Consider the following 22,740-nt stretch of genomic DNA (forward strand, 5'->3'; position numbering starts at 1 on the left):
CGTCTGAATAACAATTGGTTCAACTAACTCCAAGTTTTCCGGGTCCCCAATCTTTATTGCCTCGTCAATCAATCGTAACAAGGATTGGAAGGTATCCATCTGGTACAACCGCAGCTTAGATTCAACCAAGGATGTAGATTATCCTCCCAAGTATCCGGATAATCAGCATCCTTATAGATTCTTGTATACAGCCTGCCTTCTTCAAAAGTCCGGTCCTTCACATCGATTTCCCGTGCCTTCAATACTTGTAAAAGCCGGATTCGATTTTCATGATGCAAAGGGTCAACTTCCACCTTCAGTTTCAACCGATTGTCCGCCTGTTTAAACCATGCGATCAAGCCCTTATTCATCCACCATTTCTTACGCAAGTCGTTCTCGTCAAAATGCTCACCCCACGTCTGCTCGATGAAGTTCGGTGTACGGAAATGGGGCGTATAAAGCTGGTTCGGCCAATCCAACTTCCGGACAAATCGAATAAAAGCCTCTCGCAAGAAGCTGTTATCGACCTTTACAGTGAAATCGATCGTTTCTTTAAACTGACCGCCCCTCTAAAATGTCAATGTAGTAGGGAATGAAAGAATGGACGTCTTGATGCATATAGTCTGTGTTCGCATTCGTCACATTTTTTCGAATACCCAAAACATTCGAATAGCCAAGCATCAAATAATCCTCATGGGAAGACTCCTCATCCTGCAACGACAAAAACTCCGATATGATTTTATATCCTTCATACTTCGTTCGAACAAACTCGATATATTCCTCAAGCTGTCCCCTCGGATTCATTGGACCAAAACTTGTTTTCAATTAAAGCCGCTACTTAATGCCAGCGGGAGACAGCCAACAAATCAATTCGCTTTCCATTAGATGTCGCCAACTCTTTAACCATAACAAGATCTTGATAAGGATAACGGCTCAACTGAAGAACGTCATAATTAGAAATCTTATCCGTGTCCTCAAAATTGGCAGGATTGACAAAAACCTTCACAATCAACTTCTTAATGAAATACAAATCATGATTCCGCTGCGGATCCGTCAACCAGGCTAACATATTGGAATGACGAATTTCATAATTATCAACTTGAAGGACTTTGAAGGGATTGAAACGGTTGAAGTGATTATGTAAATAGATGAATTCTTGAGAATTCTCGATTAAGGAGAGAATTTGCTGTTGATCGTTTGGCATGACTCTTCACACTGGATTATTAGCATTAAAGAAAGCTCATAGTAGCATAGTTTTTCTTTTCACTGACTTTCTAAACTACAGTTCCACCATATACGGTGAAATAAAAAACTTCTACTGCAGTGCCTTGCCAAAACATTGAATTCGGAATTGCCGCTTAGCAAACAATCTCCTATAATAGCAGGCATTCGCCACCTATTTTCATGCCATAAACCAAAAGATAAACAGGTAGAGAAAACGCATCGTTTTTCTCTACCTGTTTTATTTTGGGGACTTATTGGATAGCCCCTATGACAACACATTTATAACAACTCGGTAAGTCGCATAAAAATTTAATAAAAAGCCAATCAGCTTACGCTTTTACCGTCTCCTTACATAATCTCAGAACGGCATTTAATAGGACATTCGCTCCCTTGGCACAATCTTCATAGGAAGTCAGTTCATCTTCTCGATGGCTATAGCCATTCACACTTGGAACAAAAATCATTGTTGTTGGAATATACGAAGCAATGAATTGTGCGTCATGTCCCGCCCCGCTATACATACGGGTTCCTTTATATCCTAAAGCATGACAAGCACTTTCAACAGCATTCACAATTTCTTCATTAAATTTCACTGTGTCCCGATCCCATAAGCGCTTTTTCTCAACAGTACACTCATTTGCTACAGATGGTAGTCCATTGACGATACGGGTAACACCTGCTATTACTGAAGCGTCTTGATGTCTCGCTTCTAGCGTAAACGTTACTTCTGAAGGAATGACCGTATGAATATTCGGATAAACATTCATACGACCAATCGTGTAAACCAATTTTCCCTCTAGCTTTGCAAGTTCCTTTTGCATGTCAACAATTAGGTTTGCAGCAGTAAACATCGGATCTTTCCTCATGGAAATTGGTGTTGTGCCTGCATGATTAGATTCCCCTCGAACAGAAATCTCATGACACACCATGCCAAGAACGCCTTCTACGACCCCAATATCTAGGTTGTTTTGTTCCAGTACTGGCCCTTGTTCAATATGCAATTCTAGAAAAGTACTTGCCTCTTGCAGACGGTTTGCTTCTGAGCCTTCAAAACCACTTTCCCTTAACGCAGTTCCAAATGTGATTCCGTCTTTATCGGGTGTAGCAAGCATTTTTTCTTTATCAAACTTTCCAGATAAAACTCCAGATGACATAATGGCAGGATCAAAGCGTGCTCCTTCTTCATTCGTAAAATTGACAATTGTCAATGGATAATCTAATTCTATGTTGTTGTCTTTAATTGTAGAAACAACCTCTAGCGCCGTTAAAACACCTAATACACCGTCAAAACGGCCCCCTTTCACGACAGAGTCTAAATGAGAACCCATGACGATAGGTGGCAAGTCTTTCTTGCCCTGCAAGGTCGCGTACATATTCCCCATATCATCATAAACGACATGCATCCCAAGCTCCTCGCAAAGTTCTTGCAATTTTCTTCTCGCCGCAACATCTTCCTCTGAAAGTGCTAGCCTTGTGACACCATTATTCTCTGTTTTTCCATATTCGCTAAACTGTTCAATTAGTTGTTGTAATCTTTTTGCATTACATGTTTGCAATAGAATTTCCCCCTTAATTATTAACAGCTTCTTTAGCTACGCGAGCATTTTCCCTAACAATCGCTGCATTCGTTAAAAGACTTACCGATACACCAATTAAAATATTTACCACAATTGCTACAAATCCGATGTTAATATCGTTAATTGCACTTGGGATATTCGGGAAAATTGTAGCCAATTTAAACGATGTAACCGCGTTAAATAACACAATTGAAACGCCCGTCAAAATACCGGCAATCGCTCCGTATTTGTTCATATATTTCGTCTTAAAGAAACCGAACATCATAGCTGGCACTAGTTGCGTAATCAGTCCATAGGACATAATGTTTAACACGGCTAATGCATTTCCACCAGTCACCGTGAAAATATAAGCGATTAATATAATAAGTAATACGAAAAGCTTAGAAACTGTCAGTTGTTGGCGGTCACTTGAATTTGGTCTAATTAATTGATAAAAACCAGTCATTAAACCAACTGCACCCGACATAACCATTACTGAAACAGGCACTAACGCTGTTAATAGACCCGCTGCTCCAACAATCCCTACAACCCATGGGTCAAACGTTTGCATGACTAGACGGAGCAAAGCGAGGTCTCCATCTGCACCTTGTAGACCTGGTACTTGAATAATCGCTGCAAACCCTATGAAAAAAGCAAAAAGTAATAAGATTGTATAGAGAGGTAAAGTGATCGCATTTTTTTTCAAAGTTCTTTCACTTTTAGCCGATAATACAACGCTAAAAGTTTGTGGCAATAAATAAAAACCAAAAGCATTTAATACAATGGTGGAAACGAACCATGGAGTACTAAATCCTTCATTTGCCAACGTTAAGGCTTCAGGTTTGACTGTCTGAACAGCTTCAAATAGCTGCGGAATTCCCCCAAAATAGTGGTAAGGAATATAGACACCTAAAAAGATAATGACGAATAAAATCAAAATATCTTTTAAGATGGCATTCCAGGCAGATCCATGAATGCCCGAAATCGTCACGTAGATCGCCACGATAACTGCCCCGATCGTCGAAGCAATGAGCGGTGAGATTGCCCCATAAGAAGCTTCAGCCACAATGATACCCAATCCTTTAAATTGGATAACAATATAAGGCACTAAAGCTATTAAACCAATGAAAGCAACGACAACACCTAGTGCTTTACTATTATAATTCTTCAAAAAGTATTGTGGCTGTGAGATAATGTCATTTTTCTTAGCAAATCGCCAAATTTTTGGGACCATCCAGTAGGACAACACATAAGCTAAACAGATATACGCCGGCACATAATACGCCGCTGATCCATTCGAATAAGCCCACCCGCTGCCGCCTAAAAAAGTGAATGTCGTATACACTTCACCCGCTATCAATAAGAAAATGAACAATGTTCCAAATCCTTTATTCCCAACCGCAAATTCATCAACATTCATTTCTTTTCCACGGGTGGCACGAATTCCTATAAACAATGCAATCGCTGCAGTAAAGAAGATAATGATTAAGGCGCTATTCATTCAAGCTCACTTCCTTCATTCGAAGGATCAAGTTTATAAACGATAAGCAAAATCCCAGATGATAAAATCATCCAAATTGTAATCCAAAATAACAGAAAAGGTAATCCTAATACATATGGTTCTATTCGGTTAGCTACTGGTAAAAGTGCACCCATCCCTATGAAAGGAATAATCAATAACAACTGACTATATTTTCTCATTTGCTAAGCTCCTTGACTTTGGATTGAGTGTGTACGATTTCCCCATCTAACATTGTCATTTCTGCTTTTATATTCGGTATTTCTTCAATTGAGCAATTTAAAATTGAAGTATTAAGAATCGCCAAGTCTGCCAACTTTCCAACTTCAATACTTCCTTTAATCTTTTCGTCAAAACTTGAATAAGCAGCATTGTAAGTATACATGCGAATCGCATCCATTAGTGATACTTTTTGCTGTTCACCAAACACTGTTCCCTCTTTGGTGCTTCGTGCCATCGCCATATATATACCAACAAACGGATTCACGGTTGTAATCGGTGCATCTGACCCAGCTGCAACAATAATATCTTTTGTCAGTAAATCATTGGCAGCGTACATATATTTTGTTCGTTCCCCATAATTATGGATATAGCTCTCTCCGAACTCATAAGGGAATGAAGGGTTCAGAATTGGAATCACCTTTAATGTTTTTGCCTTTTCTTGTAAATCTGGTGGGCATACACCTAAATGTTCTACCCGATGGCGGTGATCAGCACGCGGATATTCACTTAACAAACGCTCCACTACTGATAAATATTGCTCAATCGCTTTATCTCCTTGAGCATGTACAGTTATTTGATAGCCACCTTGATGGGCTTTAGTGAAGATCGAATATAGCTCCTCTTCCGTGTACATTAAATAACCATAATTTGTCTTATCGCTCGTGTAGGGCTCCCTCGTCGCAATTGTCGGTCCCGTGCTACTTCCATCTGTAAATAGTTTTGCAGGACCAATTTTGAAAAATTCATTTCCTGTATTTGTAACAACGCCTGTACTTAACATGTTTTTGGTGAATTGTTCGCAGTCATTTAATGTGCCAATCATGGCATAAATTCTCGTCTTAATATGTTTCTGTTGGGAGGCAATTTGCATAATTCTAAAGCTATCTTCGTTAAATCCTCCTGCATCATGGACACTCGTAATGCCATACATAAACAATTGCTCCTGTGCCTTTTCTAATGCTTCAAATAGCTCCTCTTCGCTATAAGGGAAACGTTGGCTCGAATTCAGGAAAGCGTTTTCAATCAATCGGCCAGTTAACTTTCCTTTGTCGTCTTTTTCTATTGTCCCTCCAAGAGGATCGGGCGTTTCCTCATCGATACTAAGTAAATCTAACGTGGCTGAATTGACCATTCCAATATGACCACAAGTACGTGTAATAATAATTGGATGTTCTGTAATTAAGCTATCTAATTCTTGAATAGTAGGATAACGTTTTTCCTTTACCTTTAATTCGTTAAACCCAAATACACGAATCACCTTGCCACTTTCAGTTTCCTTTACTATTTCAGATAACTTTTGAAGTAATTCATCTATCGAATGTATAACTGGTTCTTTACAATCTAAATGTATTAACGTATTTCCAAATAAATAAAGATGCATATGTGCATCAATTAGACCAGGCAAAACAGACTTCCCTTCTAAGTCAAGGACCGTAGCGGAAGGCGCCATTTGTTGGACGATCTCATCACTCGTGCCTACTGCAATGATTTTATTCCCCTCTACCAAACATGCTTCAAAAACCTCATCATGTCGGTTTACCGTAATCACTTCTCCATTAATTAGAGCTGTTTGAGCCATGTACTCATCCCCTTTCATAAAAACTATTTTAATGATACATCCCTTTTAAATCACATGATATATACGAAGTGTCAAGTTTTCCCCTCCCATTAAAGACAGAATGTTATGAAGTTTAGTAAAACTGTAACATTGGTGCTGTCCCTTTCCCCAATATTGTCTAAGAACCAATCTAGTTTAATGCTTACAAGAGGTTAGGCTTTCTGCTTCTTAACACAGAAAAAAACCTTTCTAATTCATTAATTTGCTAAGAAGGTGTCTAGGAATATTCACCTACGTTCTACTTACATCCTCTGTCAACAATTGAGCTTTTTCATTCGTCGCCCTAATTGAAAAAATCGACGACCGTTTTTTTCTAAACGAACGTCGATTGTTTCTATCTATTGACTGTAAATATGGTTCAACGCATTTGCTAAACTGCTCTCCGCTCCCCTTCCCTTTAAAGCATCAAAAAGGATTACCATGAAGACATGCACGACATGCAAAAAACAATTTGGAACTAAACCTTTTCGCATCACTATGGACAAAAGCCGCTTTTTTTCAATGGACTGCTTGCCGGATTGTTATCTCAATCTGGCAATGTACGGAACAAGTCCTAAGTGTTGAAGGCATTCATTTTCCCAAAGATGAACATCGAACAACCATCGCCTAATCAAAAATGGTACCAGGTTCCAATACAATTCGGAATTGTTTCGAAACCTAGTACCCTGAATTTAAATATCAATAGTATGTCACTCGAATACTTTACATTAATCTCCCTAAACACTCTTCCAATCGGTCTTCACATTCTCCGTATACCGACAAGCTGGATAATTACTACACCCATAAAACTTCCCATACCTACCAGTCTTCAAGGTCAATTTCCCATTACACTTCGGACAAGCGGTATGTAAAACTGATGCATCCTGCCTATACGTATTTTTTGCATAGCTGGTCTGTGGACGTGTCGCTTGCTTGGTAGCTTTCACTTTCCGAACCGATTGCATATGTTCTGCCTTAAGACGTTTCCTGTCGCTTTTATCTGTAATCAAAAGTCCCGCGAGCTTTTCATTGATCTCCTTCAACGTAGTCTCACCAATACAATGCTCCTTGTACTGGCTAATCGTTTTTAACAAGTCGGTAAATTGTATGACGTGTGCGGAGGTGAATTCCTTCTTGAATTTAAAAGTAGATTTCGATGAAAAGGCGATGATGGAATGGACATCTTGCATTTCCTCTTGTCCTAAGTTTCTTAAATTTATCTTGTCGAGATTTGATATGGTTTTCTGTTAGTTGTTTGGTTAACTGATTTGATTCACGTAATCCCTATGACAACGAGTGGAACTACACAACAATCGCACGAAGAACTAGATGGCTAACCTTCTTTCGTTACATCTGTTGAATCAGTTGCAATCGTGAATGAGCCAATTACAGAAACAGGAGAAAAAACCAAATGATGACCCCATCTCAACAGTACTAGCAGAATTGAGAGGGCTTAAACTTGAAATAATCGATGATGGCCATCAATCAGAAATACTTTACGTGATTGGCGGGAAAGAATTAGAAAAATACTCTACGCTTACCGAATCAAGGAGATAGCTTTCAGTAGAATGATATACGGAAACCAAGCAACCGATTTTTACCGGCTTGGTATGCGAAAATAAAAGCATGAAAAAAGCAATCCATAAATCTAAAAAAATTATGGATTGCTCTTTTTATTTAGTTAAGTCCGGCTGATTCTGGGGGAAGCCCAAATTTCCAAACTGGCTGGGCATGTTTTTCGCGATAAATGGAAAATTGTATTATCCAACAGAACACTTTAAAATGGATATCGAATGTTTTCGGTCTGAACAGATACCCATTTCGTTGTTGTGAAATCTTCAATGATCCAATCGGTTCCAAACCGTCCAATACCACTCTTTTTAACACCACCAAATGGCACGTTGCTTTCTAACACTGCTGGCATGTCATTGACATGTGTAGTGCCTGATTCGATTTCAAGCGCCAAGCGCTCTCCTCGCTTCAAGTCGCTCGTTATGATGGCAGCAGACAATCCAAACTCTGTGCTATTTGCCAATTCGATTGCTTCCTGATCATCTTTAGCATTTATAATTATAGCTACAGGTCCAAATATCTCAGTTTGTGCTAACTTTGAATCATTCGGCACATCAACAAAAACAAATGGTGAGATGACATTCCCCGTGCGCTCTCCTTCAACGGCTAACTTGATGCCTTCTTCCTTAGCTTCCTTGATGATTGATATAATTTTGTCAGCTTGTCTTTCATTGATTATCGGTCCAATGACAGTACTAGGATTTTTTGGATCACCGGCCTTTAATCCTTTTACTCTTTCTGCATATTTCTCAATAAATTCATCATATAAATCGTTGTGAACGATAATTCGGTTCGTAATTGCACAAATTTGTCCATTGTGCATGAACTTGCCGAATATCGCAAGATCGACTGCGTACTCGACATCCGCATCACCTAAAATGACTAATGGGTTATTGCCGCCTAATTCTAAGGCCTTTTGTTTAAACGATCCAGCCGTCACTTTTTCTATATGCTGTCCAACAGCTGTAGATCCTGTAAAACTAATAAAAGAAGTGTTCGCATTCGTTAAAAATTCATCTCCGGATTCTTCTAAATCCGTTAAAATGGAATTAAAGACACCAGCTGGCAATCCGGCTGATTCAAAAGCTTTTGCAAATATTTGTCCACCTACGAATCCAACCTGGACATCCGGCTTATGAACCACACTATTCCCTAATGCAATTGCCGGAAATATTGTACGGGTCGCCATATTAAATGGAAAGTTAAACGGTGTGATTGAAGTAATGACACCTAATGGCAATCGATATACACGGTTCACTTTGTTCGGTGTTCCGGATGGATAATCTTTAGGCTTATAAATCTTTTCCGCCATTTTAAGGGATTCATGGATATCGCTAATACCAAAGCTAAATTCAACTTCAGCTTTTAATAAGGTTCCCCCTGTTTCACGTACAATTAACTGAACGATCTCATCTTTATGCTCCACCAAATAATTTAACGCTTTTGTTAATATATCCCGTCTTTCTTCAACGGTGGTTTTTGCCCATTCTTTCTGAGCTTCTTTCGCTTTTTCAAAAGCAACTTGAATCTGGGATCGGTTCGCAAGAGAAACTTCGGCTAAAACCGAACCATCATACGGATCGTGATTTTGAAATACACGACCACTTTGGCCCTCAACCCATTGCCCAGCAATATAGCTCTTATTCAACTCTTTAATTCCCGTTAAAACTGTTGTAATTAACATAATTACATTTTCCTTTCTATATTTAATTCCAAAACAATGTTTTACGCTCTATTCATATAGATGGTTGTTTATAATAATCTTGAGGCTCCGCTTCAACGTTAATTTTCTTTTCCCGAGACTCTGCAATTAAAATAGATATAACTACTAAAATCAAAGCAATAATTTCAACTGCCCGGATTGAAGCACCATAAAAAAGGACAGCTACCGCGGAAGCTACAATTGGCATAACGGCATTCGCCATTCCTGCCGTACTTGCATTAATTTTTGGCATGGCCAGAAATGTTGTCGAATAGGCAAGAACCCACCCTAGTAAGCTATAAATAATAATGCCGCCCCAATTCGAAACACTTCCAAACAATGACATATCAAATGAATTCAGTTCAATTAAAGCCATCGGCAACGTTTGCAAAGCGCCAAAGAAAGTCAAACCCGCGGCAAGTGTGAACGGTGGTAATTCGACAGAGAATTTTTTTGCATAAATGAAAAATAAGGATATGGATAGTACGGCCAACAACATAAATACGATCCCTAAGACACTAGTGGAACCTTTAGATGAAACTCCGACAATATTCATTAGTAAAACAGCTGATACCGCTAAAAAAATTGATAAGACTTTTTTCATGGAAAGCTTCTCTTTTAATAAAAACAAAGACAAAATTAATACTACAGCCGGTGTAATACTACTTATAATACCTACCGATATGGCATCTGCATGGGTAAGTCCATAAAGTAAAAACACTGTATATAATGAAGCTGTTAACAATGCCTGCATGAACATCCCATAGTAATTTTTAAAGCCGAGTTTGATCCACTTTGTTTTTTCACTAATTGTTGCAAGAGGAATTAGAATAACGGCGGCAATCGTAATAGTTATGCAGGTAAATAGCCATACAGGAAAAGTCTTCATCATCGAATCCCCGATTGGAATGCTTGCACCGATAAACCCCATCGATAGAACAATTAATAATACTCCTTTGTTCATAATTCATTTCCCCCTCCATTTTAGTGTTGTTAACCATAAGAGCCTTTTACGAAGGTAGCCCAATGGAGTGATTCCCTTGCTAGATCCCCCCATTGGCAAATCATCGCTATTTAGCTTGCGATAAAGAACTTGACGAAGGGTTTATGTGTTCTCCAAACTCCTGAAAATCCGTCCGTAAAAGAATATGAATGGCCTTCTTTCATCGCAATTTTCTCTCCTGTTTCCATTTCAATTTCCGCCTGCCCTTTTACAACATAAAATGTCTCATTGCCTTCTACCTTATATGGCATTCCATTTGGATGTTCCTCAGGCTCGTGTCTCCATAATCCTGAAAAAAGAATACCGCCATCGTTTTGAGTTTGTCTAAGCCAACTAACCTGTCCAATCTCATTTCCTTCAACTGTAAATGGTTCCCACTTCTCATGACCCTCTACTAATTCATAAAAATCGACATTGTTTACATGTAGCATAATTTTTTCCTCCCATATAAATAAAATTTGTGGATAATTATTAAATTACAGCTCGCTCACGAACTTTTTCTTCTAAATATTGTTCAACTTTCCTAGAAACTTTGAATGCGCTTTCAATTGCACCATCTATAAAACCAGCCCAACCGTCTGCATAATCAGAACCAGCTAGGAACAATCCATCCTTTGGTTTTTGTAATTCTGATAAATAATTTGTCAATTGATTGTTACACTGCATTGGCCAAGTCTCCCCGGAAAGTGGATCGCCTACCCAATCGTGACCGATTGATTCGACCACATGAATATCTGGAATGACTCTACGAAGTGCTCGCTCAACCTCCAACTTGTTTGTCGGGTCCAGTTTACTTGCGTCAGGACCAAATCCGACCAATATTCCGTCCTGATCATCTGTATACTCCAATTGAATATAATTAATAGGATAATCTTCAGGAGCAAACGCAATAAAAGGGGTAGTGATGTTCTTTACTCTCGCCCAAAACTTTATCCCTCTGCTTGTTTGTCCTTCCTCGGCAGCAGCGAACTTTACAGGTGACAACGCCGGTCTATACTCGATACTATTTAAAACATTCAATGGAAGTGTGTTAATGACTGTGCGGCCAATGAACTGCCCCCCACCCTTGGTTGACACAACAAATCCACTTGCAGTCTTTTCTACTAAAGAAACTTCCTCCGAATAAAAAACATCCGCTTTGGCATCGTTCATAATTCCCTCTATCAATGCTCCTGTACCCTTTTCGATCTTATAGCTGGCGCAGATTTCCATCATCAGTTGCCAATTATAATCAGATAGCGCAGCCCAACGCATAGCCTGAGTAAGCCCGGCTCTTTCCGTCGGTCCATTAAAATTCAGCGCCCACATACTGTGCATTAATTCCTTTATATTATCATTTAATCCTAGGCTATCGATTTTATCGGATACAGTCAGATGGTCCACCTCGTTCAATTTTTTAGAAGTCAGCGGCTCATATGGAAGGGGGAAGTATTTGCGCGCATCCGCTAACAATTGATTGTTTGCCTCATCTAACATTCCAAACAATTCCTCGACTGTCCCCTCATGTCTTTTACCATCCGCAACCCAGTATGCTTTTTCCGGATCCGGAGATGGAACAACCTCCAAACCATACCTTGATATTTCAGCCCATATATGTGGCTGGAACCAATGAACCCAGGTCCCTCCCATTTCCAAGTTTCTTCCCAATTGTTTATCCACCCATGTCCGTCCCCCTAGACGATCTCTGGCCTCCAAAACAAGGGTTTGATAGCCTTTTTGGCTCAACTCCCGGGCTGCGGTAACTCCTGCAAAACCTGCTCCAATTATAATCACATCATAGTTTTTGATCGACATTTGTTCTCCTCCTCTACTTAAATTATTATTGAATCAATTGCGGACTAATCCACTTCCCTTCCCCAGTATCGGATTCCCAATTTTCATAATCTATTATCTAATACAAATAAAAAAAATTGTATTACCCATACGGACCAAATATACAGACTATTTGACTAATCTGAAATTAACTGTATTATAATGAACTAACAGAGATTTTGGGAGGTAAATGATGAACCAACTTTCTTTGAACGAAAAAAACTATCAAAAAATACTTTCTTTTATGGATGATATAAAAGGCGATGATAATAATTTCCGAAAAAATGTCCTACTTGCTTTTGAAAAGTGGTTCGGTTTTTCTCATGCAAACTTCTGGCTTTGCGATCAGCAAAATAATCTCGTAGATCCCGTTACTTCTACTACTGATAAAACTATGATTAAAGATTATTTGAAAAATTATATAGAAATGGATCCATTAGTTCCTTACAAACTAAACGATATGATTCTAAAACGCCGTGTCATCGGGCTTCTAGATCTACAATCAAAAAGAGATTATGAAAAAAGTGAGTATTTTAATAGTTTTTTTAAAAAGTATGGGTTCTATCACAACACGGGAATATTTTTAGTAAAGGACAATAGAATTGTTGGATTAGTGGATTTTATTGCACCTAAAAACGAAATGGAGGTTAATAATTACGAGGTCATGTGTCTTGAAATCATATCAAGATATTTAGCACAGAAATTACATGAGTATAGTTTATTAAAAAGTAAAGAACAAGATTTCATTGAAATTTTCTTAACTCCCAGGGAAAGTGAAGTGTTGCGGTACGTCCAAAAGGGTTATTCAAATAAACAAATAGCCGGTCAACTATTCATTAGTGTAAACACCGTAAAAAAACATGTACAGAGCCTCTACGACAAATTTGAGGTTAATAATCGGACAAGCCTTTCTTTTAAAGTACACAGTTTTGAAAATTAACTGTAATTCATGAAAAAGGATACGTAGAATTTAACTACGTTAGATAGCTGACATGTATTGCACTGTAGCACAGCTCTTTTTAGTCATACCACTGTCATTACAGGAAACGGATTTTAGAGAGCCTGAACTATAATAGGCATAGTCATACATGATGAATACGCCCCTATATGGTTTGGAGTGAAAGCGCCCCTGCTGGATATATGAAAACGAATAGAAATAGCGACCTGCCCATTAATGGGAATAGGTCGCTTTTGCATATTGGGTGCTTTTATCAATATATTATTTTTCTGGGTAAGTTGTATCATTCAATATTGCTGCCAGTGAACCAAATGTGAGACTGATGACACGTTGAGGTTTCGGATCCCAGCAAAAAAAACGACCTGTAGAACGCAATTCTTTTAAATCAACAACAATAATAGCCTCTACAGGCATAATAGTTTCTGTCCAAAATAAGATAGTTAAATCTTCATCAAGATTAAAGAAAGCACACTTTTCTACATCTGCTAGACCTGTCTCAGCTCCATTTACACAGTGCCACGCCATAGTTTCTTTAGTAAAATAGACATGCTCATACCAATCATCAGAACTATAGCGATAGAGAACACGCTTACCTACCAAATCTGAAGTTTGTACAATAGGTTTATTCCCAGGTAACCCTTCAATAACTGCTGACGTAAAATCTGTTTTTGTCCTTCTCTCTCCATTTATTTCCACAAAATTTGATGCTGCAACAAAGACATTACCATCTTCAGACCTCCATATTAATGAAACTTGTTCATTATAGGCTGGCTTGTAAAATGTTACAAAGAAAATTCCTTGGCGTACTTCAAAAGCTTGATAATTATCTGTTCCAGATAATCCTCTTTCTTCTCCTTCCAAGATAGTCCAAACTAATGTTTTTTCATCTTTGAATTCATGACTGATAACGCTTCCGCCTTCAAAATTAAGAACGATTGTTTTGCCAGCTAAAGCTGAGGTATGTGGAATCCTATTCTCGCTAAAGCCATCCGCCATTTCTTCAAGAGTCGGCCACTCTTCTACAGGTACATAAGTTTGAGTTTCCACGTGATTGTTAATATTGTAAGTCAAAGTCATTCAATAATCCCTCCATTAAAGTTTGATTGGATTTGTTGGAAAAAGATCTACCTTTCTTTTATTGTGTGCTTCGTTCTTCACATACAGATTATTTCAAAATTCATCTTTGGTTTCTATTACCCACTCGGATGATTTTTCGTTATTTTCAGTATTTTTTGGATGGAAATTGTATAATAAAAGAAAGAGATTTTTTAGAGGTGAGAAGAATGGAAACCCTTTCAATGAATGATTATCAAAAAGTCATATATTTCATGGACGAAGTTGAAAATACTACAAAACAGGATTTTAGAAGTCAGGTGTTACATATATTTGATAGGTTTTTTGGGTATTCTAAATCACATTTTTGGATTTGCGATGATAACTCTGACCTGACTAATGTCGTAAGTTTAAACGGAAATAAAAAGGCTCTGGAAGAATACGAATATTATTATAACCTGGATTACCTTATCCCCAAAAATGTATCAAGTTTACTCCTTTCAAAAAAAGTAATCAAAACATTTGATAAGGTTTCACCTAAAGATTATGAAAAGAGTATATTTTATAATGACTTCATGCGCGAATATGAATATTATGAAGCACTTGGAATTTATCTTTTTGACAGGCAAAAACCATTGGGACTTATTGAGTTTCTCCGTTCAAAAGATGAAAACCCATTTCAGCAACATGATATTAGGTTACTGGAAATCCTATCTAGATTTTTAACACAAGAAATGAAATTTTTCTCAACAAATTCTACAAAACATGCTAAAGAGGAACAGCTGGGACTCTCAGATTGGATTAAAGAGAAATACAATCTAACATTAAAAGAATTAGAAGTTTTGTATATCTCACAAAAAGGGTATTCCAATGCTGAAATAGCTTCGCAACTGTATCTAAGCAAAAACACTGTAAAAAAGCATCTTCAAAATATTTACCGGAAAGTGGATGTAACAAATCGTACAAGCTTGTGCTATAAAATAAATACGCTTCAAAAAGTAAGATCTCAGCCTAAATGAAATAGACCTCCCTTGAAACTTGCCGAAATGCAATTCAATTGGTGAGCATGATATAAAAGCACCGGCAGATATCCTCGTCGGTGCATGTCGTGCTTACGTTTAGAAGGCAGTCATAGATAGTTTTTTTTGAAGCGTCAAAAAGCTGATGAAGCACGTGCCACTGGTCAGCTACCTGTAGTATCGCAGGAGAGGCATCGCGAACGGCTTTTGCGAAACTGCGAGAGCCATCAACGGTGATTAGATTTATCTCAGGATGCGTAGAGATCCACTGAGCAACGGCTGTAGAGTCAGTCGAAGATATCATATTAACGGGGTGCCCTGTTTCTAAATCGATAAATACTGTCCCGTAAGAAAAACGTTTTTTAAAAGCAATATCATCTATTCCTACGAAAGGGATGGGTCCCGGATTCAAACTGACGCTGTTTTACGATTTTTAGTAAGGTATCGTGGTTATCGGGAATATGGAGGGCTTTGCAGATTTTTTCTCTTTATGAGGCAATTGGTAGAAAAGGCGATTTTCTCTAGTACTTCTTCCAAAAGCCTCGTTCGCCGCTGATACGGGTTTAGCCAAGAAATACGCTCTGTAAAGACGCGAACATGACAATCCGGATGACTGCAATACCATTTATTGGTGAGAACTTGAAATTCGACAGGTGTATCTGCATAAGCTAAGTCCTTCACGTACCGGGTGTATCGGTAGTGTTTTCTATGGGAGATATGTTGGCAATGTGGGCATGGAGCATTCTCCTTTTTCAGGTCAATGATCAGAAAGATCCTTTCCTCCGTTTGCTTACTATAGACCAGCTGATCGTTATCGGCAAAGGGAAGTCATTGTACCTGCTTTTCAACCGTTAGAATAATACCATACAACATGAAATAAATTCCTGGATTTCAAGAGGATTACTATTGCTAAAATGCCAGCTCCTAAACAATTCCGACTTGTATTAGAACCTGGAACTTTTCATTTTAGAGAAGGTATCATCCTCCTCCCAAATTATTCATTCCAAACATTGCACACTAATTATTTCTGTTACTGGTATACGAACTGTTCCCATCTGATCCTGCAAAATAATACACATCAATCTTACATCAATCTGTTCAATTGAGCCTTGGTGCTGGATAATGACTCCTGCTTGCCAAGTTTTAATGCGTGTTTCACATTTCCTTCGAAAAGCGACATCTAACTCCTCTTGGATTAATTGTAAATCGAATTCACTCAGTTTTGGACGCTTCACCAGCTCGTCTTCGCTTTGCCATACGCGCAACTCTTTAATATGTTCCGGGAGCATCATTGCAGTCCATTTAATACGTCCCCGATCCTTGACTTCTCCAACAGATTTCATATGTCTATTCAGTGCCATTCAATCACCCACCTCATCCATTCATTATGACGAGCACCGACAGCAAGTAACGATTTGAGAACTCATGATTTGTGACCTCCGACTAATTTCGAACGCTGCATAGCCGTGCCGTCTTCCGTAAGTGAAGAAGCCCGTAGGATGGCTGATGAACCATAGCGGCTACGAATTTCATCCATGGCGCTGCCCAGCTTTCTTTTTCGCCACTTATTTGCCTCAAACAGACTGAGTTGCATGGATGTTTCATCTTCCAAATTCGTAATTGAAATGGAAATTTTTCGAACGGGACGTTGATCATGAAACTTATCGAAAAGCGCAACGCAAACATCATAAATTTTCATCGTATCGTTTGTAGCTTCTTCTATTGACAGTGAGCGGCTGAATCCGCCGCCTAAAGAATGCTTGCTATAACCGATACTTAAATGAATGGTGCGTCCCGCTTTTCTTGCATGTCTAGCTCTACTGGCGACATCCTCACAGATTTCCAACATGACAACAAGAACCGATTTTCGTGTGACATAATCACGGAATAATGTTTGACCTTTTCCGAAACTTACTTGACCCTCTAGCAAAGGGGCGCCTAATTCAGAAAGATCAATGCCCCAAGCGTGATGGTAAAGTTGGTTGCCCATAATACCGAATTTCTTTTCAAGCCTTTCAAGCGATGTATGTGCGAGATCGCCCACGGAGAAAATCCCCATATTGTTCAAAGTCTTTTCCGTCCGTCCGCCTACTCCCCACATTTCGCTTAATGGCTGAATCGGCCATAGCTTTCTTGGAATATCTTCATATGTCCATCTTGCGAAGCCCGTTTTCTTGGCTTCCAAATCAAGCGCCAGTTTCGCCATTAACATATTAGGTCCCATACCAACCGTCGATGGTAAATTCAGCGTCTCAACGATCTCTCGTTGGATGACTTTAATGGTTTGCGTCGGGTCACCCCATAACTTTTCAGTTCCAGTTAAATCAATAAAGCTTTCGTCAACACTATACACATGAATCGCTTCAGCAGGGACGAATTTGTGTAAAATCTGGGTAATCGCCATCGACATTTCGAGAAAATAGCCCATTTTTGGCTCAAAAAGTTTAATATCAGGATGATTCGGAATTTCGTATAAACGTGTACCCGTCTTTACCCTAAACCTTTTCTTCATCGCCGGGGATGCGGCAAGGACAACGGCCCCCTTTTGTTCAAGATTCCCTACAATGGCAATGGGTACGGTTTGGACATCTAAATTATGCAAGGAAGCTATACAGCTGGCATAGAAACTCATCATGTCTATGCACGCAATCTGTCGATTTGGAAACTTACTGTAATCTATCATATAACCATCCGCTCGCTTGGAATGACGGGAACGAGGACAAGCACATTGTCTATTGTAAAGGTACGATTGGATTTCCTTAAATAGCAATAGGCCCTGAATGAAATCTCACCGACCTGAAGCACTTTAATTTTCCGCTTACTTATTGCACCTTCTTTGGATATGTACATCATATCCAAGTCGTAATTCCGATCCATCGACTTCATCAATTCAACATGCACATCTGTTCCCTCCTCTTTTAATCAGTATATGGAATGCACGTTCGGTTTGCATCGACAAATAAACACTTAACAGAAGTTACCAGAAGTGGATTCTTTGTTAAGTGCTTGATTTTAGATAATCAGGAGTACCTGTGTAGCAAACGATCATGAATGTTTCAGAGGTAACTAATTAGTATGTCGTTTGTTAACTTCAATCGTAATGAACTCCGGCAAATAGCTGGGAGTACATCCTTTTGCTACTATTTCACCTTTGTAAAGACCCGTTTTCTCACCAAGTTTAATACAACGTGCACGATTCTTTTCATCATAAACGCCTATCCAGCCTGCGGTGAAATTCATAGCCCATTGAACTTCTGGTTCTTCCTGCGTAATATTAGCTTCTAATGCAGAAAGCAAGTCCGCGGTGTTATCAGGCGGTGTTTGTCCAGTCCATCTCAATCGCCCTTGATAATACCAGAAAGCCCGCCTTTGAAGAGCAGATGGGCTATTTTCCCACGACTCCATCAATGCAATTTTCTTCTTATCTTTGGTGAGCTGATTAGCCATTAACCAATCCATTAAGTTATTTCGCTCATTAAAAGTGTGTGTCTGCATATCCTTATCAAGCTTATTTAGCACATCTTGTGAAAGAAGTTTTTTGTCCATAATTAAGATTGCTAATAGTCTGGGCAAAAACTCTTCGGTTGACCAAAGTTCCATAGCTAGTTCGTGATCTTTTTTAATGTCCTTCGCGATTTTTCGTAAGTCGCCGAGCTTAGTTTTACTATTGATCTGAAGTAGAATGTCTTCTGCTTTTGAAGAGCGTTTTATTTCTGTACCTTTATTTTCATTCATTTTATACAGCTGCTACTAAAAACATAGAAAAACGTATAAGTTTTCCTACGCTAGACATGTTCCTGCTTCTTCGTACCCCGCCTCGCCACTTATCGGCTACTACGGTTGGTTTGGCACTCCACAGGCGTAAATTCGGATGTAGCCCACCCTATCGGTACACGGTTTTCATTCTGTCACGACCGTGTATGCCTTCGTATATTTTAGATTTAAACTGGCATTGAAGTCTCGATCCATTTCCAACCCGCAATTTCCGCAAGTAAAAATGCGATCAGCAAGTGACAAGCCTACATTTTTCTCGCCACAACTTGAACAACATTTAGAAGAAGGGAACCATCGATCAACAAGTCGAATCTCAATCCCAATTTCCAAACATTTCGCAATGAGAAACTCCCTGAATTGCTTGAAGTTTTGACTGGCAATTGCGCGGGATAAATGGCGGTTTTTCATCATGCCTGTAACGTTTAAATCTTCGATCGCAATAAATGCTGGCTTGGTTTTCACCAGCACACTGGCGACAAATCGGATATACTCTTTACGCATATTGGCGAGTCTAGCGTGCAATTGTTGAACAACCAATAGTTGTTTTTGCCTGTTTTTAGCGCAGAACTCACCTCTCTGCCTATTTTTATTTTGTTCAATACTTCTACTCAGTTTTCGTTGTTGCCGTTTCAAGCGCTTTTCTAGCTTGATGATTCGTTCTTGTTTGTTCACATTCTCAAAAATAAGTTGATTGCTACAAACTGCAAACTCTTTCATCCCAAGGTCCACGCCAATTCCTTCTGATTCACTTTCATACGCTTTTTCACTTTTTTCAACATCACATAAAACAGATATAAAATACCGATCGGCTTTTTTTGACAGCGTGCAATTGATGATCGTTGCATCTGTTGGAATATAACCAAATTCCTTCAAACGTACCCAGCCAAACGTCGGAATTTTGATTCGATGGCGTTCGACGGTGAGGTCTGTTGCATTATTTTTCGGAAAATAAGCTTTCACGTCTTCATTTTTCCTCTTTTTGAAGCGCGGAAATTTGGCTATGCCCTTAAAGAAATTTTTAAAAGCTCGGTCCCCACTCATAATGGCTTGTTTCACGGCTTTACTCGACACATCTTTCATCCATTGGTCGTTTTGTTTCGTATGCACATTGTTCAGCCATTTTGAAAAATCAAATCCAGATAAATGCTTTTTCGTTTCTTTGTACTGTTTTTGTGCGGTCTCCAGATAAAGATTGTAAACATACCGGCAAACGCCGATGGTTTGATTGGCTTTTTGTTGTTGGGCAGCGGTGAGGAGAACTTCAGTTTTATATGCCTTTTTCAAAACGAGCATCCCCTTTACTTTTTTTCGCTTCCAATAGTAGTTCCAACCTCATTTACAGTCTTTACCCGTTTTAACGAACAGATAATCGTAGATGGCTTTCTAAGTGAATAGATATTTAGCTACTTTTTTATATAGTTTTCTATGTTTTTTATAACAGTAGCACTGTGCTTAATTAAAGCTTTCTCAAGATTAGGTGCCTGTGCGAGGCACATTTATGACCATTCTATCGAATAGAATAAACATGCGGTAGGAAGTCAATACAATATTGATACGACTGTTTCCAGCTTTTCGGGTATGAAATTGTAATGAATTCACTGAAGCATTTCCCTCATTTTCTCAATTTCTTCTTTTTCCAAGTGTGTTACTTCCGCTATGAATTCCGTCGGTGTTCCTCTTCTCAACATCTCCAAAACTACTTTTTTCACGCCTTGCACCAAACCCTGCTCCAATCCCTGCTGGACTCCCTTTTCCCACTCCAGATCAAAAGCATTCTTAATGGTTGGGGAAGCATTTTCCTTATTGTATAGTTCCATTAGCTCAGTCTCCTCCCTTATAATTGGTCATATTTCGTTGGATAGCTGTTTAGTATATGCTTCTGGCAATTCTAACAAGTAATCGATGAAATGAAAAACGGCTTGTATGGCTGTACGTGAATAGTTTTGATGGCGAATCAGCTCATGCATTAGTTTACTTTTGAACAGATAGCGTTGATGGGCTTCATCTTTTGTTCGTTGTAAAGCCTTCGCAGCTAATACAACTTTACTGAAAATATTATCGAATTGTTCCAATTGCTTGTCAGAATAATCTTCCGTTTGGTAATGTCTATATGAATAGCGCAGCTGCGTTCCCAAGTAATCGTAAGAAAAATGTTTTGGACGAGTATTAATGTTAGGTGATGTGTGGACAGCGATGGCGACAATCTTTTCTTGATGACGGTCGTATATGCGGTAGAAGTACTGAAACATTCGTTCAGGGAACTCCGGTTCATTCCTGCTTTGCACTTCAATGTGGATAAGAATCCATTGTTCCTTACCATTTTTCAATTGAACTTTTGCCAGTCGATCCGCAAAACGTCTGCCTTTTTTCTTGTCTACGACTTCCTGAAACAGTTCCTTATCTAAAAAATCTGGTTCCTGACTAAAGTCAATCTCAGCGTGTAGATTTGTTGCAAAAAACAATATGAAATCCTCGAATAATTCACCGATAACCTTTTTCCATAAACCGTCCTGATCCGACGGGCTACCTTCGTAAGTCACATGATCTTCTCTGATCCATGCCACAACCATTATAAAACACCTCCAGCAATTGTTTTTAGATTATTAACTAAATTATACCGTAGTTCGAACGTATGTTCAAGTAAGTAAGATGTAGTCTGTTGTATTGACAGTTCTCCCTGATTCCAAATATGGAAGAACCCAATTTTAATTGGATTGGGTGCCTGTGCGAGGTGTATTTATGACAATTCATCCAATTGAATAGAAATGTAAAAGGAAGCAAACCCAGTATTAATAGGACTGACTTCAGCTATTTTATTATGCAATTGCAGTGAGTTTACTGAATCGCTTGTTGCACAGGCATCTGTTATCAAATCGATACAGATCCCGGTGGCTCAATCAATCGAACACAACCAGTAACAATCACTCCAATACCCCATAGGATAAGATGTAAGTGAGTCTTTATGAAAAGGGGCATGTCATTGTCATGAATAACTCTAACTTTTCAGCTCCTATGGGGCGGCCTACTATTGTTGCGTTTGTGAGTGGAGATGTAACGGGGGATAGAATCATGGATCACATCTATTTGACTGGCACAAAAACGGCGGATAGTCCATTCATTCAAAATATTACTCTTCACGTTAGGGACGGCCGAACTGGCGCTGTGACAAGTATTCCGCTTCATAATAATGTAGGTTATAATCCGACCCTGTTCTTGGGCGATTTCACAGGTAACGGTGTAGATGAGATCCTAATCGGTATGGATACAGGTGGCAGTGGTGGAATTATCAACTATTACATTGTTTCCTTTTTAGGTAATCAAGCAAAAATCCTTTTTGATTCTGATGTTTATAATAATCATTTCCGATATGACGTCACTTATCAGGATAATTATAAGGTTGAAGTTGTCAGCAGACCCAATAACGAGAGATATATTATTGATTTATCGAAAAGAGATGCAAGTTATTTAAAAGAAATATATGATCGGAATGGCAAGCTGATAAGTCCGATAACTGGTTTTGTGGATCCATTAAGCGGTTTATATCCGGTGGATTTTGATTCGAACGGGGTCTACGAGCTTTTAGCGTATCAAAAAATTTCCGGAAGATATCATGCGGATGGCTTAGGTTATATAATGAATACACTGGGATGGAAAAACAATGGATTTGTATTGCAGGAACAGTACTTAGGCATATTCGGCGCACAGTTGTAGTGCATATCAAACAAATGACAAAATCCCTTCAAGCTTTTT

24 protein-coding genes are annotated in these 22,740 nt (G+C 38.9%); 3 read left to right on the forward strand and 21 right to left on the reverse strand.

What is annotated here, in order from left to right; genetic code table 11:
- Positions 1-68: 68 nt before the first annotated feature.
- The 12 genes from MHZ95_RS00070 to MHZ95_RS00125 form a co-directional block, all read right to left on the reverse strand.
- Positions 69-491 (reverse strand): hypothetical protein, encoded by a 423-nt coding sequence (locus tag MHZ95_RS00070; RefSeq protein WP_239388211.1) that lies wholly within the window; start codon positions 489-491, stop codon positions 69-71.
- 40 nt (positions 492-531) lie between these two features.
- Positions 532-804: a hypothetical protein gene (locus tag MHZ95_RS00075; protein WP_239388213.1), complete on the reverse strand. Its 273-nt coding sequence runs from the start codon at positions 802-804 to the stop codon at positions 532-534.
- Between the two features lie 13 nt (positions 805-817).
- Positions 818-1,183 (reverse strand): PD-(D/E)XK nuclease family protein, encoded by a 366-nt coding sequence (locus MHZ95_RS00080; protein WP_239388215.1) that lies wholly within the window; start codon positions 1,181-1,183, stop codon positions 818-820.
- A gap of 349 nt (positions 1,184-1,532) precedes the next feature.
- Positions 1,533-2,759, reverse strand: coding sequence for a Zn-dependent hydrolase (locus tag MHZ95_RS00085; RefSeq protein WP_239388217.1), 1,227 nt, complete (start codon positions 2,757-2,759; stop codon positions 1,533-1,535).
- Between the two features lie 13 nt (positions 2,760-2,772).
- Complete coding sequence (locus MHZ95_RS00090) at positions 2,773-4,260, reverse strand: sodium:solute symporter family protein (RefSeq protein WP_239388219.1); 1,488 nt, start codon at positions 4,258-4,260, stop codon at positions 2,773-2,775.
- Positions 4,257-4,460: a DUF3311 domain-containing protein gene (locus MHZ95_RS00095; RefSeq protein ID WP_239388221.1), complete on the reverse strand. Its 204-nt coding sequence runs from the start codon at positions 4,458-4,460 to the stop codon at positions 4,257-4,259. The genes MHZ95_RS00090 and MHZ95_RS00095 overlap by 4 nt, the downstream gene beginning before the upstream one ends.
- On the reverse strand, positions 4,457-6,079 hold the full coding sequence (locus MHZ95_RS00100) for an amidohydrolase (RefSeq protein WP_239388223.1): 1,623 nt from the start codon (positions 6,077-6,079) through the stop codon (positions 4,457-4,459). The genes MHZ95_RS00095 and MHZ95_RS00100 overlap by 4 nt, the downstream gene beginning before the upstream one ends.
- A 755-nt stretch (positions 6,080-6,834) precedes the next feature.
- Positions 6,835-7,287, reverse strand: coding sequence for a topoisomerase DNA-binding C4 zinc finger domain-containing protein (locus tag MHZ95_RS00105; RefSeq protein WP_239388225.1), 453 nt, complete (start codon positions 7,285-7,287; stop codon positions 6,835-6,837).
- A 587-nt stretch (positions 7,288-7,874) separates the two neighbouring features.
- Complete coding sequence (locus MHZ95_RS00110; protein ID WP_239388227.1) at positions 7,875-9,353, reverse strand: aldehyde dehydrogenase family protein; 1,479 nt, start codon at positions 9,351-9,353, stop codon at positions 7,875-7,877.
- A gap of 52 nt (positions 9,354-9,405) precedes the next feature.
- Positions 9,406-10,335 (reverse strand): DMT family transporter, encoded by a 930-nt coding sequence (locus MHZ95_RS00115; RefSeq protein WP_239388229.1) that lies wholly within the window; start codon positions 10,333-10,335, stop codon positions 9,406-9,408.
- A 110-nt stretch (positions 10,336-10,445) separates the two neighbouring features.
- Positions 10,446-10,805, reverse strand: a complete 360-nt coding sequence (locus MHZ95_RS00120; RefSeq protein WP_239388231.1) for a cupin domain-containing protein — start codon at positions 10,803-10,805, stop codon at positions 10,446-10,448.
- Positions 10,806-10,845: 40 nt separating this feature from the next.
- Positions 10,846-12,168, reverse strand: coding sequence for a flavin monoamine oxidase family protein (locus MHZ95_RS00125; RefSeq protein ID WP_239388233.1), 1,323 nt, complete (start codon positions 12,166-12,168; stop codon positions 10,846-10,848).
- A gap of 211 nt (positions 12,169-12,379) precedes the next feature.
- Between MHZ95_RS00125 and MHZ95_RS00130 the strand changes: the two genes are divergently transcribed.
- Complete coding sequence (locus MHZ95_RS00130) at positions 12,380-13,126, forward strand: helix-turn-helix transcriptional regulator (protein WP_239388235.1); 747 nt, start codon at positions 12,380-12,382, stop codon at positions 13,124-13,126.
- A gap of 279 nt (positions 13,127-13,405) precedes the next feature.
- On the opposite strand, the gene MHZ95_RS00135 is transcribed toward MHZ95_RS00130, so the two are convergent.
- Positions 13,406-14,221 (reverse strand): molybdenum cofactor biosynthesis F family protein, encoded by an 816-nt coding sequence (locus tag MHZ95_RS00135; RefSeq protein WP_239388237.1) that lies wholly within the window; start codon positions 14,219-14,221, stop codon positions 13,406-13,408.
- A gap of 206 nt (positions 14,222-14,427) precedes the next feature.
- On the opposite strand from MHZ95_RS00135, the gene MHZ95_RS00140 reads away from it, so the two are divergent.
- Complete coding sequence (locus MHZ95_RS00140) at positions 14,428-15,216, forward strand: LuxR C-terminal-related transcriptional regulator (RefSeq protein WP_239388239.1); 789 nt, start codon at positions 14,428-14,430, stop codon at positions 15,214-15,216.
- 34 nt (positions 15,217-15,250) lie between these two features.
- On the opposite strand, the gene MHZ95_RS20945 is transcribed toward MHZ95_RS00140, so the two are convergent.
- The 8 genes from MHZ95_RS20945 to MHZ95_RS00175 all read right to left on the reverse strand — a co-directional run bounded on the left by MHZ95_RS20945 (position 15,251) and on the right by MHZ95_RS00175 (position 21,560).
- The gene (locus tag MHZ95_RS20945; protein ID WP_370642860.1) at positions 15,251-15,628 is read right to left on the reverse strand and encodes a transposase; all 378 of its coding nucleotides are present in this window, start codon (positions 15,626-15,628) and stop codon (positions 15,251-15,253) included.
- 586 nt (positions 15,629-16,214) lie between these two features.
- Complete coding sequence (locus MHZ95_RS00145; RefSeq protein WP_239388241.1) at positions 16,215-16,577, reverse strand: YolD-like family protein; 363 nt, start codon at positions 16,575-16,577, stop codon at positions 16,215-16,217.
- Between the two features lie 62 nt (positions 16,578-16,639).
- Positions 16,640-17,899, reverse strand: coding sequence for a Y-family DNA polymerase (locus MHZ95_RS00150; RefSeq protein WP_239388243.1), 1,260 nt, complete (start codon positions 17,897-17,899; stop codon positions 16,640-16,642).
- Positions 17,896-18,117: a transcriptional regulator gene (locus MHZ95_RS00155; RefSeq protein WP_239388245.1), complete on the reverse strand. Its 222-nt coding sequence runs from the start codon at positions 18,115-18,117 to the stop codon at positions 17,896-17,898. Before MHZ95_RS00155 ends, MHZ95_RS00150 begins: the two co-directional genes overlap by 4 nt.
- Positions 18,118-18,282: 165 nt before the next feature.
- On the reverse strand, positions 18,283-18,951 hold the full coding sequence (locus MHZ95_RS00160) for a DNA alkylation repair protein (RefSeq protein WP_239388247.1): 669 nt from the start codon (positions 18,949-18,951) through the stop codon (positions 18,283-18,285).
- Between the two features lie 165 nt (positions 18,952-19,116).
- On the reverse strand, positions 19,117-20,274 hold the full coding sequence (locus tag MHZ95_RS00165; RefSeq protein WP_239388249.1) for an RNA-guided endonuclease InsQ/TnpB family protein: 1,158 nt from the start codon (positions 20,272-20,274) through the stop codon (positions 19,117-19,119).
- Between the two features lie 311 nt (positions 20,275-20,585).
- Entirely contained in the window at positions 20,586-20,807 is a 222-nt protein-coding gene (locus MHZ95_RS00170) for a hypothetical protein (protein WP_239388251.1), read from the reverse strand.
- A 27-nt stretch (positions 20,808-20,834) separates the two neighbouring features.
- Positions 20,835-21,560 (reverse strand): Rpn family recombination-promoting nuclease/putative transposase, encoded by a 726-nt coding sequence (locus MHZ95_RS00175; protein WP_239388253.1) that lies wholly within the window; start codon positions 21,558-21,560, stop codon positions 20,835-20,837.
- Positions 21,561-21,942: 382 nt separating this feature from the next.
- Here MHZ95_RS00175 and MHZ95_RS00180 point away from each other — a divergent pair, with 382 nt between their 5' ends.
- Positions 21,943-22,701, forward strand: a complete 759-nt coding sequence (locus MHZ95_RS00180) for a VCBS repeat-containing protein (protein WP_239388255.1) — start codon at positions 21,943-21,945, stop codon at positions 22,699-22,701.
- The last annotated feature ends 39 nt before the right edge of the window (positions 22,702-22,740 follow it).

The sequence above is a fragment of the Sporosarcina sp. ACRSM genome, assembly GCF_022346545.1.
Lineage (GTDB): Bacteria > Bacillota > Bacilli > Bacillales_A > Planococcaceae > Sporosarcina.